At 66.9% G+C, this 16,749-nt stretch carries 13 protein-coding genes; 7 read left to right on the forward strand and 6 right to left on the reverse strand.

The features are described from left to right. Positions 1–16: 16 nt before the first annotated feature. The 3 genes from G8760_RS01135 to G8760_RS01145 all read right to left on the reverse strand — a co-directional run bounded on the left by G8760_RS01135 (position 17) and on the right by G8760_RS01145 (position 3,898). Positions 17–949 (reverse strand): carbohydrate ABC transporter permease, encoded by a 933-nt coding sequence (locus tag G8760_RS01135; protein ID WP_166345430.1) that lies wholly within the window; start codon positions 947–949, stop codon positions 17–19. Further along, on the reverse strand, positions 946–1,887 hold the full coding sequence (locus tag G8760_RS01140) for an ABC transporter permease subunit (protein ID WP_166347769.1): 942 nt from the start codon (positions 1,885–1,887) through the stop codon (positions 946–948). Before G8760_RS01140 ends, G8760_RS01135 begins: the two co-directional genes overlap by 4 nt. 574 nt (positions 1,888–2,461) lie before the next feature. Beyond that, positions 2,462–3,898, reverse strand: coding sequence for an extracellular solute-binding protein (locus G8760_RS01145; RefSeq protein ID WP_166345432.1), 1,437 nt, complete (start codon positions 3,896–3,898; stop codon positions 2,462–2,464). A 595-nt stretch (positions 3,899–4,493) separates the two neighbouring features. Between G8760_RS01145 and pdhA the strand changes: the two genes are divergently transcribed. The 3 genes from pdhA to G8760_RS01160 are packed head-to-tail and all read left to right on the forward strand — an operon-like array spanning position 4,494 to position 8,032. Next, complete coding sequence (gene pdhA, locus G8760_RS01150) at positions 4,494–5,648, forward strand: pyruvate dehydrogenase (acetyl-transferring) E1 component subunit alpha (protein WP_166345434.1); 1,155 nt, start codon at positions 4,494–4,496, stop codon at positions 5,646–5,648. Next, complete coding sequence (locus tag G8760_RS01155) at positions 5,645–6,622, forward strand: alpha-ketoacid dehydrogenase subunit beta (protein WP_166345436.1); 978 nt, start codon at positions 5,645–5,647, stop codon at positions 6,620–6,622. Before pdhA ends, G8760_RS01155 begins: the two co-directional genes overlap by 4 nt. Before the next feature lie 33 nt (positions 6,623–6,655). Further along, a complete protein-coding gene (locus tag G8760_RS01160; RefSeq protein ID WP_166345438.1) occupies positions 6,656–8,032 on the forward strand; it encodes a dihydrolipoamide acetyltransferase family protein in 1,377 nt (458 codons plus the stop codon). Between the two features lie 87 nt (positions 8,033–8,119). Here the strand turns inward: G8760_RS01160 and G8760_RS01165 are convergent, their stop codons facing one another. After that, a complete protein-coding gene (locus G8760_RS01165) occupies positions 8,120–9,418 on the reverse strand; it encodes a thioester domain-containing protein (protein ID WP_207781897.1) in 1,299 nt (432 codons plus the stop codon). A gap of 318 nt (positions 9,419–9,736) precedes the next feature. Here G8760_RS01165 and G8760_RS29705 point away from each other — a divergent pair, with 318 nt between their 5' ends. Further along, entirely contained in the window at positions 9,737–10,534 is a 798-nt protein-coding gene (locus tag G8760_RS29705) for a thioesterase family protein (RefSeq protein ID WP_207781898.1), read from the forward strand. Between the two features lie 55 nt (positions 10,535–10,589). Beyond that, positions 10,590–11,288, forward strand: coding sequence for a metal-dependent transcriptional regulator (locus tag G8760_RS01175; RefSeq protein WP_246222388.1), 699 nt, complete (start codon positions 10,590–10,592; stop codon positions 11,286–11,288). Between the two features lie 22 nt (positions 11,289–11,310). Here the strand turns inward: G8760_RS01175 and G8760_RS01180 are convergent, their stop codons facing one another. Next, positions 11,311–12,834 carry a PucR family transcriptional regulator gene (locus tag G8760_RS01180; RefSeq protein WP_166345448.1) on the reverse strand — a complete coding sequence of 508 codons (1,524 nt, stop codon included), beginning with the start codon at positions 12,832–12,834 and terminating at the stop codon, positions 11,311–11,313. 267 nt (positions 12,835–13,101) lie between these two features. Here G8760_RS01180 and G8760_RS01185 point away from each other — a divergent pair, with 267 nt between their 5' ends. Both G8760_RS01185 and codB read left to right on the forward strand, forming a co-directional pair. Beyond that, positions 13,102–13,557 carry a deaminase gene (locus G8760_RS01185; RefSeq protein ID WP_166347773.1) on the forward strand — a complete coding sequence of 152 codons (456 nt, stop codon included), beginning with the start codon at positions 13,102–13,104 and terminating at the stop codon, positions 13,555–13,557. Next, positions 13,532–14,809, forward strand: coding sequence for a cytosine permease (codB, locus tag G8760_RS01190; RefSeq protein WP_166345451.1), 1,278 nt, complete (start codon positions 13,532–13,534; stop codon positions 14,807–14,809). The genes G8760_RS01185 and codB overlap by 26 nt, the downstream gene beginning before the upstream one ends. Here the strand turns inward: codB and G8760_RS01195 are convergent. Beyond that, positions 14,792–16,744, reverse strand: coding sequence for an alkaline phosphatase (locus G8760_RS01195; protein ID WP_166345454.1), 1,953 nt, complete (start codon positions 16,742–16,744; stop codon positions 14,792–14,794). The two genes, codB and G8760_RS01195, sit on opposite strands and share 18 nt — an antisense overlap. Positions 16,745–16,749: the final 5 nt, after the last annotated feature.

Raw genomic sequence — 16,749 nt, forward strand, 5'->3', positions numbered from 1 at the left:
TCCCAGGGACGGCCCGCTAGCCCTTGACGCCCCCGGACAACAAACCCCGCACGAAGTAGCGCTGCAACGCTAGGAACACCACGAGCGGGACGATCATCGCGACGAACGCACCGGCCGTGAGCAGGTGCCAGGCCTCACCGCGGCTCCCGGCCAGCTCGGCCAGGCGCGCGGTCAGCGGCGCGACGTTCGGGGTGCCGCCGGCGAAGGTCAGCGCCACGAGCAGGTCGTTCCACACCCAGAGGAACTGGAAGATGCCGAATGCGGCGATAGCCGGCACCAGGAGCGGAAGCAACACCCGGAAGAAGATCTTCACGTGGCCGGCACCGTCCACCCGGGCCGCCTCCACCAGCGACGGCGGGATGTCCTTCATGAAGTTGTGCAGCAAGAAGGTCGCCAGCGGCAACGCGAAGATCGAATGGGATAGCCACACCGTCCAGAACGATCCGGCGATCTCCCAGCGCACGTACTGCTGCATCAGCGGGATGAGGGCTACCTGAAGCGGCACGATCTGCAGCGCGAAGACCGCGACGAACAGAATGTCCCGTCCCTTGAAGTCGATCCAGGCGAACGCGTACGCCGCGAGCAACGCGAGGGTGATGGGGATAACGACGGCGGGCAAGGTGATGACGATCGAGTTGATGAAGTACGTCGAGAACGATTCCCGAGCGCCGAAGAGCACCTCGTCGTAGTTGGCGAACGTGAATTCCGGGTTGGTGAACCACGTCCACCAACCGGAGGTGTTGATGGACTGCTGCGGCCGAAACGAGCTGACCAGCAGGCCGATCGTCGGGATCGTCCATACGAGCGCGATGACGATCGCCACGGCCGACGCCCACGGCGACGACAGTTTCGCCCGGGCTGCCGCCGCCCGCCGCTCCGCCGCGGTGAGCTGACGGGGTATCGCAGCTGTGTCGGCGGGCACTACCGGAGGTGTGGGTGTCGTCGTCATCGGATCTCCTCGGCGAGACGCAGCTGGCGCACCTGATAGATCACCACGGGTATGACCAGGACGAACAGGAACACGGCGAGGGTCGCTCCAAGACCGAAGTTGCCCTGCCGGAAGCTCTGTGTGTAGAACTCGTTGGCCACCACGCTGGTCTCGAACTGGCCGCCGGTCATGGTGCGGACGATGTCGAACGCCTTCAGGGTGGTCATCGTCACGGTGACCATCACCACGATCAGCGCCGGCCGGATGCTGGGTACGGTGATGTAACGGAACATGCGGATCCCCGTCAGCCCGTCGAGCCGGGCCGCCTCCACGATGTCGTCGGGGATCGCCTTGATGGCTGCCGACAGAACGGTCATGGCGAACCCGGTCTGCACCCAGATCATCACGATCAACAGCCAGAACGTGTTCATCGGTGCGCCGAGGAGGAACTGTTGTGGCTCGAAGCCGATCCACACCAAGAGCTGGTTGATCAGTCCGATCTGCGCGACGCCGTCCTGGTCGGGCCGGTAGGCGTACACGAAGCGCCAGATGATCGACGCTCCGACGAGCGAGATGGCCATCGGCAGGAAGATCAATCCCTTGGCTAGGGCCTCGAAGCGGGTGCGGTCGACGAGCACCGCGTAGACCAGTCCGATGAACGTCGCGAGGATCGGCACCAGCAGGACCCAGATCAGGGTGTTGCGCAGTACGATCTGGAATTCGTTCTGGCTGAACATCGTGACGTAGTTGTCGAATCCGATGTAGTTCGCTCCGGTCCGGTCGAAGAAGCTCTCCCGGATCGTGCGGAACATCGGATACAGCAGGCCGAAGGCCAACATCAACAAGGCGGGGCCGAGGAAGGCGGCCACCAAAGCCCAGTTGGGGACAGCTCGGGCCCGGTCGACCGATAGCAGGATCAGTGCCATCACGACGACGAAGAGCACGATGGCGAAGACCATGACGCCGAGCTTCTCCGGCGTCGTCGTCGTGTCCAGCAACCAGTTGGGCCACGGGACGGAGAACTCGTCGAACGGCGACACTCCGAAGGCCGATAGGAGGAAGGCGGCGCCCGCCACCGTGGCGAACACCCCCAGCGCGATCAGCGCGAGGGTCCAGCGGACCGAGCCGCTGGGCCGCGGACCACCACCCAACAGGCGGGGGTCCGGCGTGTCGTGGCCGGAGACCGTGACGGTCGAGCCGGCGCTGTCGTCCGCCGGCGGCGGCGAGGGAGAACGAGGGTCGGACAAGACAACATCCTTTCCGCGTGCGGGTGGCGAACATCCGCCTGCCGGGTGCCCTCATCCGGCGAGGCCACACAGCACGGCCCTCAGCCCCGGTGCTGGCAGGAATCCGGCAACGATCACGCAGCCCGATGACACAACCACGCCGCGAGACGACCTTGGTCGGTCAGCAAGCTCAGAGCCTGCTTTCGGAACTGGCTCTCGGTGGCCGAAGCCACCGAGAGCACAACTCGTCCAGAGAGGTGGGCCGTGGAGCACGCCCCCCGAACAGGCCCGTAGGGTCTTGACCCCGCTATTGCGGCCAGGAACTCTCGATCGCGTCGAGAACCTCGTCGTCCGGCTTGTCGTTGGCTATCCAGTTAGTCATCTCGGTCCAGAACGAACCCGCCCCGACCTCGCCCGGCATCAGGTCGGACGCATCGAACCGGAAGATCGTCTCCGGATCCTGGAGGATTTCCACCGACAGCCGATTGATCTCGGTGTCGACGTTCTCCAGATCAAGGCCGGTGTTGGCCGAGATCCAGTTGCCTTCGATGGCCTTCAGGTTCGCCCATTCCGGCGACGCGAGGAACGCCTGGAACGCCTGCACCTCGGGGCGGTCGTCGAAGGCCGCGGCGAACTCGCCGCCGCCGAGCACGGGGTTGCCGAAGTCGTCACCCATCGGGGGCAGGTAGAACGCGTAGACATCACCGTCCGGCGCGACGGTCGCTCCCGCCTCAGTGAAGTTGACCTGGTAGAACGATGCCTGGCGGTGCATCCAGCAGTTGCCGTCCAGGATAGGCAGGCCACCGGCCTGGAACTCCGTGGCGGCGATGCTTCTCACATCACCCAGTCCACCGTTGACGTAGTCGTCGTTCTTCAGGATGTCGCCCACCGCGGCCAACACTTCGGCCACCTGGGGGTCGTTGAATGGGATGTCGTGGTTCATCCACTGGTCGTAGACGTCGGGGCCGTGCATGCGGAGCATGACGTCTTCCATCCAGTCGGTGGCCGGCCAGCCGGTGGCATCACCGGACCCGATCCCCGCGCACCACGGCTTGCCGTTGCCGTCGGCGACGATCTGATCGGACAACGTGAGCATCTCGTCCCACGTCTCCGGAATCTCATAGCCGGCGTCGGCGAACATACTCGGCGAATACCACACGAACGACTTGACGTTCGCACCGATCGGCGAGGCGTAGAAGGTGCCGTCGACCGTTCCGAGTTCCTTCCACTCCTCAGCGAAGTGCAGGTCGGTGTATTCCTCGGCGAGCGTGCCCGCCAAGGACTGGACCGACCCGGTGTCCTGCACCACGGTCTCCAGCAGGCCAGGCTGCGGGAAGTAGGCGATGTCTGGGGCGTTGCCACCCCGGACCCGGACCGTCAACTGCGCCTCGAACTCACCGGAACCCTCGTAGTTGATGGTGGCACCGGTGCACTCCTCGAACGGTTTGTACGACTCGATGTGGGCGAGGTCTTCCGGCGCGACGATCGACGTGTACACGTGCACGGTGGTGCCGCTCAGGTCGCCGTACTGCTCGTAGGCCGCGCAGTCACCCGGATCGTCGGCGCCGTCGGTGTCGTCTTCGTCTGGATCGGTGTCGGTGTCGTCGGCGTCATCGCCGTTTTCGGCGGCCGCGGTGCCGTTGGCGGAATCGTCGTCGTCCCCGCCACATGCGGCCAGCACGAGCGACAGCCCAGCGATACAGCCGATCGCGGCCACGCCCGCTCTCCTCTTGCTCAGGTTCATCTGGTGCCTCCCGTCCGTGGGATCCGGCTCGGATCCCTGGTCGGCCCGAACCGAAAGGCACGCACATTCGTGCCTGTGACGGACAACGAAAACGTTTACGCAACGAAAACTCAAGGGACCAATGGCACCGAACCGGTAACAATTACGTCACATGGCGCCACGCGGCGGACATCTCACCCACCGGGCAACGCCCCGCACCGTGCCGACGCTCCGGCGCCGCCACCACCCACGCCGCCCTTCACCACCCGCATCGCGACTGCTGGGACGCCCGAGCACTTGTGCGGTCACATCAGGCGGGAGCGGGTGAAGTTGTGCGGGTCGACGAGCCCAGAACCCGGCGCCGATGGGCAGGCTGGAGGGGGGAACTTCGAGACTGCCGATCAGGGGTCACCCGGCGAGGGACGGGAAGGCGAAAGGGTGGGAAGTATTCACACCGGTTCGGACATGGGTACCGTGTCAGTAGCACCGTCGTGGCACACGTCACGACACACACCGCCGGTCGACCCCCGAGGCACCCCACTCGACCGCACCGGCGGCCAGGACACGGCCAGGCGTACGCGGCGACCCCGCAGAGCCCACGACGTGAAGGAGAGACATGACTGTCGATTCGACGGTTGAGCCGGCCGGCGGCGCAGCCGCGAGCGAACCGGAGCTCGTGCAGCTGCTGACCCCCGAGGGGGAGCGCGTTCCCGACGACCACTACGACGCGCTGATCGACGACATCGGCCCTCCCGAGATCCGCGGCCTCTATCGCGACCTCGTCCTCGCCCGGCGTATCGACAGCGAAGCCGTGGCACTACAGCGCCAGGGCGAACTCGGGCTTTGGGCCAGCCTCCTGGGCCAGGAGGCCGCACAGGTCGGTTCCGGCCGCGCACTGCGCCCACACGACCACGTTTTCCCCACCTACCGGGAGCACGGCGTCGCCTGGTGCCGGGGGGTCGATCCAGCCCGGCTGCTCGGTCTGTTCCGGGGCGTCGACCAAGGCGGTTGGGACCCCCGAAGCACCAACTTCCACCTTTACACCATCGTCATCGGTGCACAGACCCTGCACGCCACCGGATACGCGATGGGGGTGCAGCGTGACGGCGCAGTGGGCACCGGCGACCCCAACCGCGACACCGCGGTGATCGCGTACTTCGGTGACGGCGCCACCAGCCAGGGCGACGTCAACGAGGCCTTCATCTGGGCGAGCGTCAACAACACCCCGGTGGTCTTCTTCTGCCAGAACAACCAGTGGGCCATCTCCGAGCCGCTGGAGCGGCAGACCCGGGTGCCGCTGTACCGAAGGGCACACGGCTTCGGCTTCCCCGGCCTACGGGTCGATGGCAACGACGTCCTCGCGTGCCTGGCGGTCACCCGCGAGGCTCTGCAACGCGCCCGAGACGGCGAAGGCCCCACCCTCATCGAAGCGTTCACGTACCGCATGGGGGCGCACACCACCACCGACGACCCCACCCGCTACCGGCTCGGCTCCGAGCTGGAGCACTGGCGGCTCAAGGACCCCATCGAGCGGGTCAAGGCTTATATCGTGCGCGGCGAACTCGCCGACCAGGAGTTCTTCGACGAGGTCGAAGCCGAGGCGGAACAGTTGGCCGAGCACCTCCGCACGGCGTGCCGCGAGCTACCCGATCCAGGCCCCGAGTCCATCTTCGACCACGTGTACGTCGACCCACCGGCCCCGCTCCTCGCCCAGCGCGACGAAATGACGGCCTACCTCGACTCCTTCGCCAACGAGGAGGCGCGCCGATGACCACCTTCAACATCGTCAAGGCCATCAACGCCGGGTTACGCCGCGCCATGGACGGCGACCCCAAAGTGCTCATCATGGGTGAAGACGTCGGCAAACTCGGCGGCGTGTTCCGAGTCACCGACGGCCTCCAGAAAGATTTCGGCGAGGACCGCGTCATCGACACCCCGCTGGCCGAGTCGGGCATCATCGGTACCGCTGTCGGCCTGGCACTACGTGGCTACCGGCCGGTCTGCGAGATCCAGTTCGACGGTTTCGTGTTCCCCGGCTACGACCAAATCGTCAGCCAGGTCGCCAAGATGCACTACCGGTCCGCCGGACGGCTGCGGCTGCCCATCGTCATCCGTATTCCCTACGGTGGCGGCATCGGCGCCGTCGAGCATCACAGCGAAAGCCCGGAAGGCTACTTCGTCCACACCCCCGGCCTGAAGGTTGTGACCTGCGCCGACCCGGTTGATGCCTACTGGATGATTCAACAGGCCATCGAGTCCGACGATCCAGTGATGTTCTTCGAGCCCAAGCGCCGCTATTACGAGAAGGCGGAGGTCGACACCGACGGCTCGCCCACACTCCCGCTGCACGCCGCCCGAGTGGTGCGGGAAGGCACGGACGCCACCGTCGCCGCCTATGGTCCGATGGTCAAGACCTGCCTGGAAGCCGCCACCGCCGCGGCCGACGAGGGCCGCTCACTCGAGGTCATCGACCTACGCACCCTCGCCCCGCTCGACCTCGGGCCGGTGATCGAGTCGGTACGGCGCACTGGGCGGCTCGTCGTCGTCCACGAGGCCCAGCGGACCCTCGGGGTTGGCGCGGAGGTGGCCGCCCGCGTCACCGAAGAGTGCTTCTACGAGCTCGAGGCACCGGTGATGCGGGTCACCGGCTACGACACCCCCTACCCGGCGTCCCGGGTGGAGGACGACTACCTCCCCGACCTCGACCGCGTGCTCGATGGCGTCGACCGGACCTTGGCCCACTGACCCTGGTGCTTCCCGCCCCGAAAGGAACACAGAGTGAGCGTTTCGCAGTTCAACCTCCCAGACGTCGGTGAAGGGCTGACCGAAGCCGAGATCGTGTCCTGGAAGGTCAAGCCGGGCGACGCCGTCAAGGTCAACGACATCATCGTCGAGATCGAGACCGCCAAGTCGCTCGTCGAGTTGCCGTGTCCGTATACCGGCGTGGTCGAAGGGCTCTTGGTCGACGAGGGTGCCACCGTGCCGGTCGGCACCCCCATCATCGCGGTACGCACCGCCGACGATCCCGCTCCCGCGGATACCTCGAGCCCGGGCGAAGACCTCGTCCCGGTTCCCGACGCGTCGCCCGAGCCCACGGCCACCTCATCCTCCGGCGACGAACGGCAGCCGGTCCTCGTCGGCTACGGGCCGCGCACGTCGGCCGCCAAACGCCGCGTCCGCAAGCCGACCGGCGCGACAGGCAGCCCGGCGACCACCCCGACCACCACCCCGGAGAGCAGCGGACCAGACCGCGAGGCTCCGACTCAGACACTCGTCCGGGCCAAACCGCCAGTGCGCAAACTGGCGAAAGATCTCGGTGTCGACCTTTCCACGGTCACCCCCACCGGGCCGAACGGCACCGTGACGCGCGACGACGTCCATGCCGCCGCCAGCACTCCCGCCGCGCAACCAGCGGCGGCCGGAGCAGTGGGAGAGGGGGGCTGGAAGGCCCAACCGCGCGAGGAGCGCACCCCGATCCGGTCGGTGCGGCGCAAGACCGCCGAAGCTATGGTGCGGTCGGCTTTTACCGCGCCGCACGTAACCGAGTTCATCACCGTCGATGTCACGCGCACCATGCGCCTAACCGACCGGCTCCGCACGTCACGGGAGTTCCGCGACGTCAAGCTGTCGCCGCTGGCGCTCGTCGCCCGGGCGGTCTGCCTGGCGATGCCGCGCACTCCCGCGGTCAACTCTCGGTGGGACGACGACGCCGGCGAGATCATCACACAGCGCTACGTGAACCTCGGCATCGCAGCGGCCACTCCGCGTGGACTGGTCGTCCCCAACATCAAGGACGCTCACACGCTGCCGCTGCGTGAGCTGGCCGGCGCCATCAACGAGTTGGCCGCGACCGCCCGGGACGGCAAGACACCCCCGGCGGACATGCTCGGCGGTACGTTCTCCATCACCAACGTGGGTGTCTTCGGCGTCGATACCGGAACCCCCATCATCAACCCCGGCGAGGCGGCCATCCTGGCCTTGGGCGCCATCCGCGAACAGCCCTGGGTGCACAAGGGCAAGATCAAGGCGCGCCAGGTCACCACATTGGGGCTGTCGTTCGACCACCGCTTGGTCGACGGCGAGCAAGGCTCGCGGTTCATCGCGGACGTCGCGGCTCTGCTGGAGGATCCGGGGAACGCCCTCGCCTGGGCCTGACTCACCGCGTCCATGATCATGAACACTTTGCCGTGCTATAGCACGGCAAAGTGTTCATGATCATTGGAGGGTTCGCTGTTTCTGTTGTCAGCTGCGACCGTTGCGGCCCGCAGCAGCGAATCCGGCAAGACCGAGCCCACCAGCCAAGGCCACCAGGCCGGCGGTCAGCAGGGCACCCGAGGCCAGACCGGTGTCGGGAAGCTGCTCGTCCTCGTCTTCCTCGTCCTCATCTTCGTCCTCGTCCTCAGGAGGTGTGGTCGGCTCCGGCGTCCCCGTCGGTGTCTCGGTCGGCTCCGGGGTCTCCGTGGGCTCCGGCGTCTCCGTCGGCGTGTCGGTCGGCTCCGGGGTCTCCGTGGGCTCCGGTGTCTCCGTCGGTGTCTCGGTCGGCTCCGGGGTCTCCGTGGGCTCCGGCGTCTCCGTCGGTGTTGTCCACGACACCTCACCCGAGACCTGGAGGTCGGTGTTCTCCGACGCCGCCAAGATCAATGACTGCGTCTCGTTGTTGTCGTAGTCCGACCCGACGAACAGCCGCCCCAGGCTGAGCGTGGCCGAGGCCTCGAGGTGCACGCTGCCCGAGCCATCGTCGGTCCCGTCCGGCACGTCGACGAAGAGCTGGGCGCCGTCGGTCACGTCGTCGCCCACCGGCGCGGCTTCGTCGTCGACCAGGCCGACACCGTCGGGCAGCACAGCGCTGAGCCGAGCCGACTCCGCCGTCGTCGACACCTCGAAGGGGCCGATCAGCGAGCCGGGCTCACCGGACAACTCAGCCGGAGTAAGCGCCAGTTCCGGCGCCGGCTGTTCGGTCAGGCCTTCGTTGTTCTCCCCGGTCAAATAGTTGTACAGGGCTCGCACGTCCGGGCCGGATTGAGGATTGCCTGGGGTGACGTCGCGGCGGGCCAGGTCGACGCCGTCGCTGAAGTGCCAGATGGCGGCCTGGGTCGCGGTGATCGCCTCCTGCTCGCTCAGGCCGTCGCGGAAGTTGTAGCCGACGGCGTCCTCGATGTCGTCGAGCGAAACCGCCGGGTACGAATGGTGCAGGATCCAGTTAACGTAGTCACGGTTCTCATGGAACGGCGATTCCGGGTCGGGATATTGGTCCCAGGGAACCTCTTCCATCTCTGGATGGTCTCGGTCGATCGCCACGTTGATCTCGACGCAGTACGTCTTCAGCGCCGCACCATCCGGCGTGGTCAACCCGATCAACATGGTGCGAGGCTGGCCGGCGCCGTCGATGTTGACGCGGAGACCACTAATGTCGTTCCCGTCGAGTTTTGCTCGTTTCTCAGCTTCAGCTGTGGTCAGCGCGGCGGCGGATACACCCGCGCCGACCAGAGACAGCGCCAGGCCCCCAGCTATGAGGGCGGCTCTGCGGACTGGCGATGGCATCTTTCTCCCTTGTTGTCATCCCCTGCCAGCCGCGTCGGCGGACAGGTACGCAAAATCAAGATCACTCCCCCGCCGGGGCGGATATTACCGAACAGTCACAGACCTGTCGCAAGTGCCCCCGACTTGAAGAAAGGCGACAATCAGGACCTAGAGGCCGTTCCATCAACGAGGGGCCGTGACCGGGTCCGCCGCGCCACATATCCGTCTCGGCGCCGCACGTCACGCACAGACGTCCGCCGCTCGGCACTGGTGTATCGCGCCGGAGATCCACCGCTCGCCACTAGGCAGCAACTGATCGTTGGCATAGGGTCGACTTCCGTGGCCGACTTCAACGAAGCGACAGCCGTCAAACTGGTGCGGCCGGGATCGTACGACGTCAAGATCGACGACACCTGGTCCGTCGGCGACGTCCCCAACGGTGGATACCTGCTCGCCTTGATCTTGAAGGCGGTGGCCGCGGAGTCACCCCACCCCCATCCCGTCAGCACCAGCGCGCATTACGTCGCCCCGCCAGCCGGCGGGGAAGCCCGGATCAACGTCGATCTCCTACGCGCCGGCCGCACCACCGCCACGCTGCGCGCCACCCTGGTTCAAGACGAGATTCCTCGGGTCGAGGCGCTGATCACCACCGGCACACTTGATCGTGACGCCGCCGTCGAGTGGGCCGGTCCCGCACCAGAGCCCGTCGCCCCCGTCGACGAGTGCATCCCCGCGGTCGTCGACCTACCCGACGGCTCCCACGTCGGCCTGCTGGAACACGTCGACCTGCGGCTCGATCCACAAACACTCGGGTGGTTCTCCGGCCGGCCGGCCGGTCAGCTCTCCATGCGCGGCCATGTCCGGCTCGTGGACGGCACTCAACCCGACCCCGTCGTACTCGCGTTGGCAGTCGACTCGTTGCCGCCCACGGTGTTCGGCCTCGGCCGACTGGGGTGGGCTCCCACCGTCGAGCTGACCGTCACCACCCGTAGTCTCCCGGCCCCGGGCTGGCTCACCGTCCACCTCCGGGGTCGTCTGGTCCGTGACGGCTGGTTCGACGAGGAGGCCGAGGTCTACGACGCCGACGGTGCCCTGGTCGCTCAGTCGCACCAACTCGCCCGGGTCCGAGTCACCTGACCAACCGATGTCGGCGGACACCACACCGACAGCTGGCGGGCACTACTCTGTCGGTGTGGCCGACGAGCATCGCCCGAGCAAGGTGTCAGTGGCAGCTGAAGACTGCGTGAAGGTTATCTACGCCGCGCAGGAATGGGACGACGTCCCCGTCACGACGTCCTACCTCAAAGCACGTCTTGGCGTCGGCGCTCCGGCCATCTCCGAGATGGTGCGCCGGCTGCATGACCAAGGGTTGGTCACCCATCAGCGGTACGGCCCGGTCGATCTCACCGCAGCCGGGCGGGCCCTGGCGCTTCAGACCTTACGCCGGCACCGCCTCGTCGAGACGTACCTCGTCGCCGAGCTCGGGTACGGCTGGGACGAGGTCCACGACGAAGCCGAACAGCTCGAACACGTCATCTCCGACCGCCTTCTGGAACGGATGTCGGAGCGGCTAGGACACCCCTTCCGCGATCCACACGGCGACCCGATCCCGGGCCCCGACGGCACCGTTCGGCGGCCCAACGCCGTCCGCTTGTCTGCCCTCGCACCGGGGGACGTGGGATACGTTGCCCGGATCTCCGACGACGAGCCGGAACTCCTCCGCTACTTCACCGCTCACGACATCAAGCTCGACCAACGGGTGGAGGTGCTGCGCAGGCGCACCTTCGCGGGATCGTCGACACTCCGGGTCGGTGCTGGCGACACCGTCGACGAGCTGGAGCTGACCGACGTGGCCGCGGCAGCCCTATGGGTTGTCCGCCCGTCCCCATGATCATGAACACTTTGCCGTGCTATCACCCGGCAAAGTGTTCATGATCATGGGGACGGTCTAGGCCGACGGCGCGGGTAGCGAGCAGCATCGAGGCGATCACCGAGGGATCGTCGACGCGATGCCCCAAGAGCTCCTCGGCCCGCCGCAGGCGCTGATGCAGCGACTGCCGCCGAACATGCAACTGCTCCGCCGCCCGGGTCGGGCTGCATCCGTGCCGTACGTACACATCCACCGTGCGGACCAGTTCGCTGCCGTGTGCCGCGTCCCAGCGTCGCAGCGGCCCCAGGAGGTCATCCACGAGCTGGCGGCGGGTGTTCTCGTCGAGCATCCCCAGAAGCCGGTCCGGGATGTTCTCCCGCCACACCCGGATGGCCGGGCCACCGGTGTCGGCCACATCGTGCGCCTCGCGCAGCGACCGCCCCACCTCGGCCGGCGGCACCGGGGGACCCACCACACATCGGAGGCCGGCGAGCCCGTCGACACTGCACCCACTCTGTTGCCGTAGCCGCTGCGCTACCGCACCCGAGGGGTCCGCTGTGTGTCCGTCGGCCACGACGATACTCAACACGTGATCGCGCACGCGGGCCACCAAAGTCCCCCCAGTGGCCGCGCCGGCCGCACGCATCATCGCGATCGTCGCCCTGGGGTCCGCGGTGGACGCGACGATGCCGATCAGCTCGGCGCCAGCGGGTGGATGTACACCGGCTAGTCCGGCGCGGATGGCGAACTCGTGCTCGCTGGCGACCTTGCCGGTCAGCAGGTCCTCCAAGAGGGCGGCAGCACCGCCAGCCTCGCCTGGAGAGTCGCGCAGTTGCGCGACGGCGACTCCCGCCGCGGCGGCCACCCGGCGAGCGGCGAGCGCGGCGGCGCCAGGACTCCATCCAGGGGCACACTCGGCGACCACGTCCCCCCATTGACGACCGTCGACGAGGATCGGCGCCCGGGTCGGGGCGTCACTGACCAACCGGCTCAGCGCGGGCTTCGCCGGGACACCACCGGCGGCTACCACCTGGCCGGCCGCGGTAGCAACCAGTACAGGACCTCCCAGCCGTTCCGCCGCCACCCGCGCGACGCCGTTCAGCCCGCCGCGGGTCAAGACGGCGAACAGAGCTTCACTGAGTTGGTCGACGGTACGCAACTCGGTGCCTTCACGATCCAGGATCACGGTATTCACGGCGCGACAGATACGCTCGAACGGCACGACGTCGTCCAGCCGGATCAGTGGAATCCCTCGTCGGCCGGCCTCGTCGACGAGTTCGTCGGGCAGCATCGGCAGTGAGCGGCCGATCTCGATCGCCACGGCGGCGACACCACGCTCGGCTAGGTCCCGGATCCAGAACCGGCGGGCGCCGGCGTCGGTGCCCGACAGCCCCAACCCGGTGGTCAAGAGCAACTCGCCGCCGGCGAGCAGTGGCCCGATCTCGAAGATTTCACTCGAGTGCGCCCACAAGACGCGCCGATTCAACTCACCGGCACCGGTGGTCAGCACCGGAGCCGCAGCCTGAACCACCGCCAGGTCGAGTATCTCGCGTACCGTCATCGACATGCCTTGACACTGCCGTGTACTACGAGCAAGGTCAATGACCCGGCGTAGCAAATCAGCTAGACGAATGTTGACGTTCTGTCCGTTGCCTGAACACCGGCAAACGATCAGGCTGTAAGGGCCTGCTCTTCGGCCCACGTTGGATCGGACCCACCCCTCACACTGGCTGTCCGCCCCCCAGATCCGCTGTCGGCCGGAGGGCAGGCCCCTTCACGTCACAACCCAACGGAGGTGCACCCGGTGCAGGGCTCTCCATCCGATCCCCGGCGGATGCGGGCTTGGCTGACCGTGGCTGTCGACGAAGCACGAATCAGTGTTGGCGAAGGTGGTATCCCGATCGGTGCGGCGCTGATAGGTCCCGACGGGGAGGTTCTCGGCCGTGGCCACAACCGGCGGGTCCAAGACGCAGACCCGTCGCTGCACGCCGAGACGGCCGCTTTCCGGGCCGCTGGCCGCCGCCGCACCTACCGGGACACCACTATGGTCACGACGCTGTCGCCGTGCTGGTACTGTAGCGGCCTCGTCCGCCAGTTCGGGATCTCCAGGGTGGTCATCGGCGAGGCCCGGACGTTCGTCGGCGGACACACGTGGCTTGCTGAGCATGGGACCGACATCGTGCTGCTCGACGATCCCCAATGTGTCGAACTGATGGAGCATTTCATCGCTGCCAACCCGGAGCTGTGGATGGAGGACATCGGCGATGACGGCGAGCACCGGCAGCGGTGACGTCGACCCCGACTATCCGATCGACCCGGTCCCCCGACATGCCCGTCAGTCTCTGTTCTCCCTCTCGGTAGTGCTGCTCGGCTTCACCTTCTTCACCCCGACCATGCTCGCGGGGGCCCAGGTGGGAGCCGCGTTCGAGTTCTGGCCACTCATCGGTGTCCTGCTCCTTGGCAGCGTGGTCCTCGGCAGCTACGTCGCCATCATCGGCGGCATCGGTGCCCGCACGGGTTTGACCACGGTGATGATGTGCCGGTACGCGTTCGGCGCGAAAGGGTCCAAACTCAGTTCGCTGCTGCTGGGCGGAACCCAGGTCGGCTGGTACGGAGTCACCGTCGCCACCCTGGCCCATCTCGTCGCCCAGGCCGCTGGTTGGGAAGGCGACGGCGCCCAACGGCTGCTGATGGTCGCCGGTGGTGCCGCCATGGGGGTCACGGCGTACTTCGGCTACCGAGGTATGTACGGCCTGTCCATCGTGTCGGTGCCGTTGCTCCTGGTTCTGGCCGGGTGGGTCACCTACCGGTCGTTCGACGAGGTTGGCGGTATGTCGGGGATGCTCGACCAACGTCCCACCGCGACCATGAGCATCGCCGTGGCCGTGACCATCATCGTCGGTACGTTCGCCTCCGGAGGCACTCAGGCGCCCAACTGGACCCGATTCGCCCGCACACCGCGGCAAGGGCTCGGCGCCGGCCTCATCGCATTCTTCGTTGGCCAGTTCCTCATGCTGTTTTTTGGTGCGATCGGTGCGATCGCCTTCGGCCAGCCGGACTTCGTGCTGGTCCTGTTCGACCTCGGCCTGGTCGCCTGGGGTCTGGTCTTCCTGGTCGGCAACCTGTGGACCACCAACGACAACACGGCCTACAACTTCGGCGTCGCCGGTGCCGAGATCGCCAACACGCGGTCGAAGAAGCCGTTCGTTATTGGTGGTGTGATCGTCGGGACCCTGCTGGCCGTCACCGGGATCTACGACAACCTGGTCACCTATCTCGTCTGGCTGGGCATCGTGATCCCACCGATCGGCGGGGTCATCATCGGCGACTGGTGGGCACGGTGGCGCGGCGGGATCCCGGATCCGTCGACGTTCCCCTTCCCGTCCGTACGTTGGGGGAACGTCGCGGCCTATGCCCTGGCAGCGTTGGTCGCCAAGGCCTCGGACCAGTGGAGTTGGGGGATCCCGCCGGTCAACGGCATCGTGGTGGCCGTCGTCGCCACCGTGCTGCTGAGCCGCCTGCGCTCAGTGAGACTCGTTTAGCGGGTCGAGGCCGAGGGCATCCGCGATCGCGTGGAACACCTCGGTGTTGTCCAGGAACGCGTTGAACCGCGCCGCCCCCGGGCCAGAAGCGAAGATCGAGACGTCTTCGACCGTATGGACGCAGTTGGTCGAGCCCAGCGGTAGGTTGCCAATCTGAAGTTCGGCGCCGGGATCCCGCTCCGGGTTGTCCACTGCCTCGCCGGTGCTGGGGTCGATCAACGCCGGCTGCTGAAACACCGCGTTGTGCTGGAAGTCGTCGGTGTGATCCGGGTGGTTCGACCAGCCGAAGAACAGACCCACCTCAGGGTTGGGGTCGTCCGGGAAGCCGTCGCCGTCCTCGTCGACGTATGTGGGGAACCCCGCGTCGCCGTAGACCCCGTTGGCCGCCCGGCCTTCGGCGCCGCGCCGATCGTGGGTGCCGACGATGCTCATCGAGTGATTGTGGTCGGCAGTGACGACGATCAACGTGTCGTCGCGGCCTTCGGCCCACTTCTTCGCTACCGCGATCGCCTGGTCGAACTCGATCGTGTCGTAGGTGGCTCGCGGTCCGTCCAGTGGGTGCTCCATCTTGTCGATGGATGCGGCCTCGACCATCAGGAAGAACCCGTTGTTGTTGCGCTCCACCACCTTGAGCGCGGCCTCAGTCATCTCCATCAGCGTGGGCTGATCGTCCCAGTCGCCGAGCACCTCAGGCTTCTTGATCAACTGGCGGTCGACGTAAACGTTCATGTTTCGCGGATGGAACAGGCCCAGCAATTTGTCCGGAGCCGGTCCGTTGAGCGCCGCCTCGAGGTCAGCACGGCTGCCGACGTGGGTGTATCCAGCCTGCTCGAACTCGTCGACGACGTTGCGGTCGTCGTTGCGGTTCGATCCGTTCACCGACTGAGGCCAGAAGAACGACGCTCCGCCGCCCATCCACACATCCAGCTCCTGCGCCAGGAACTGGTCCATGATCGCCGCGTACTCGGCGCGCCGACGGGTGTGCGCGAACACCGCGGCCGGAGTGGCGTCCTGGACGTCCGAGGTGGCGACGACCCCCACGGACATCCCCCGGGTGCGGGTCAGCAGTTCGGCGATGTTCTCGACCCGCGGGTGTTTGTCGGGGTCGGGTTCGTTCGATTCATACACACCCATAGCGTTGACGGAAGACTTGTGGCCGGTCATATAAGCCGACATCGAGTTCGCCGAGTCCGTGGCGATGGAGTCCACGCCCGACGTGCCGACCATGCCGCGATATTCCATCCGGTCCATCTCGAGCAGGCCGTGGTATTTGCCTTCGGTGATGCCCTTGGACAGGATCCGCGCGGCGGTGATCGCCGGGGTGCCCATCCCGTCGCCGAGGAAGAAGATGACATTCTTGGCTCGGCGATCGCCGACCTTCGCCACGACAACGTCGTGCCCGACCTCGGATCGGGTGGTCCGGCCGCGTGAGCGCACATTGGCCCACACCTTGTATTGCCCCGGCGCATCGTAGAAGACACCTTCGTAAGTGACCTCCAGACTGTCGTCACGGGTGCTTGTGCGTACGGGGTCACCGACGAGGATGGGCGCCGGGCCATTCGGTCCCTGGACCGAGATGTCGAGCCGTGCCGTCTTCGGGTCCACCCCGGTGGCTTCAACTCGCAGGTCGAATCGGGCTCCGGCCAGGAACTTCGCCCGGTCGATCGGCAAGATCCGCACCTGCGGGGTCTGCGGCCGGCGGTCGGCCGAGGCGTCCGTGCGCATCGTGTGGGCGTGCGGGTCGGTGTCGAGCAACCCGTCCGCCGAACCCCGCCGGCTCCGCGCCGCCTCGCCGCCCGGGGTGGCCAGCGCCGGCGCACCTCCTAGGCCGATGATCGCTGCCGCGGCTACACCACCGCCACCGCTGCGCAGCAGCGCCCGCCGGGATATCCCGGTGTTGCCTTCCGTCTCCTGACGCTGAGGATCGTTGGTCACGATAT

The sequence above is a fragment of the Phytoactinopolyspora limicola genome (assembly GCF_011320225.1).
GTDB classification, from domain to species: Bacteria; Actinomycetota; Actinomycetes; order Jiangellales; family Jiangellaceae; genus Phytoactinopolyspora; species Phytoactinopolyspora limicola.

Coding starts and splice junctions, on each gene's coding strand:
- G8760_RS01135 (WP_166345430.1), bottom strand. CDS start 949: ATGACGACGACACCCACACCTCCGGTAGTGCCCGCCGACACAGCTGCG.
- G8760_RS01140 (WP_166347769.1), bottom strand. CDS start 1,887: ATGGTCTTCGCCATCGTGCTCTTCGTCGTCGTGATGGCACTGATCCTG.
- G8760_RS01145 (WP_166345432.1), bottom strand. CDS start 3,898: ATGAACCTGAGCAAGAGGAGAGCGGGCGTGGCCGCGATCGGCTGTATC.
- pdhA (WP_166345434.1), top strand. CDS start 4,494: ATGACTGTCGATTCGACGGTTGAGCCGGCCGGCGGCGCAGCCGCGAGC.
- G8760_RS01155 (WP_166345436.1), top strand. CDS start 5,645: ATGACCACCTTCAACATCGTCAAGGCCATCAACGCCGGGTTACGCCGC.
- G8760_RS01165 (WP_207781897.1), bottom strand. CDS start 9,418: ATGCCATCGCCAGTCCGCAGAGCCGCCCTCATAGCTGGGGGCCTGGCG.
- G8760_RS01180 (WP_166345448.1), bottom strand. CDS start 12,834: ATGTCGATGACGGTACGCGAGATACTCGACCTGGCGGTGGTTCAGGCT.
- G8760_RS01185 (WP_166347773.1), top strand. CDS start 13,102: ATGCGGGCTTGGCTGACCGTGGCTGTCGACGAAGCACGAATCAGTGTT.
- codB (WP_166345451.1), top strand. CDS start 13,532: ATGACGGCGAGCACCGGCAGCGGTGACGTCGACCCCGACTATCCGATC.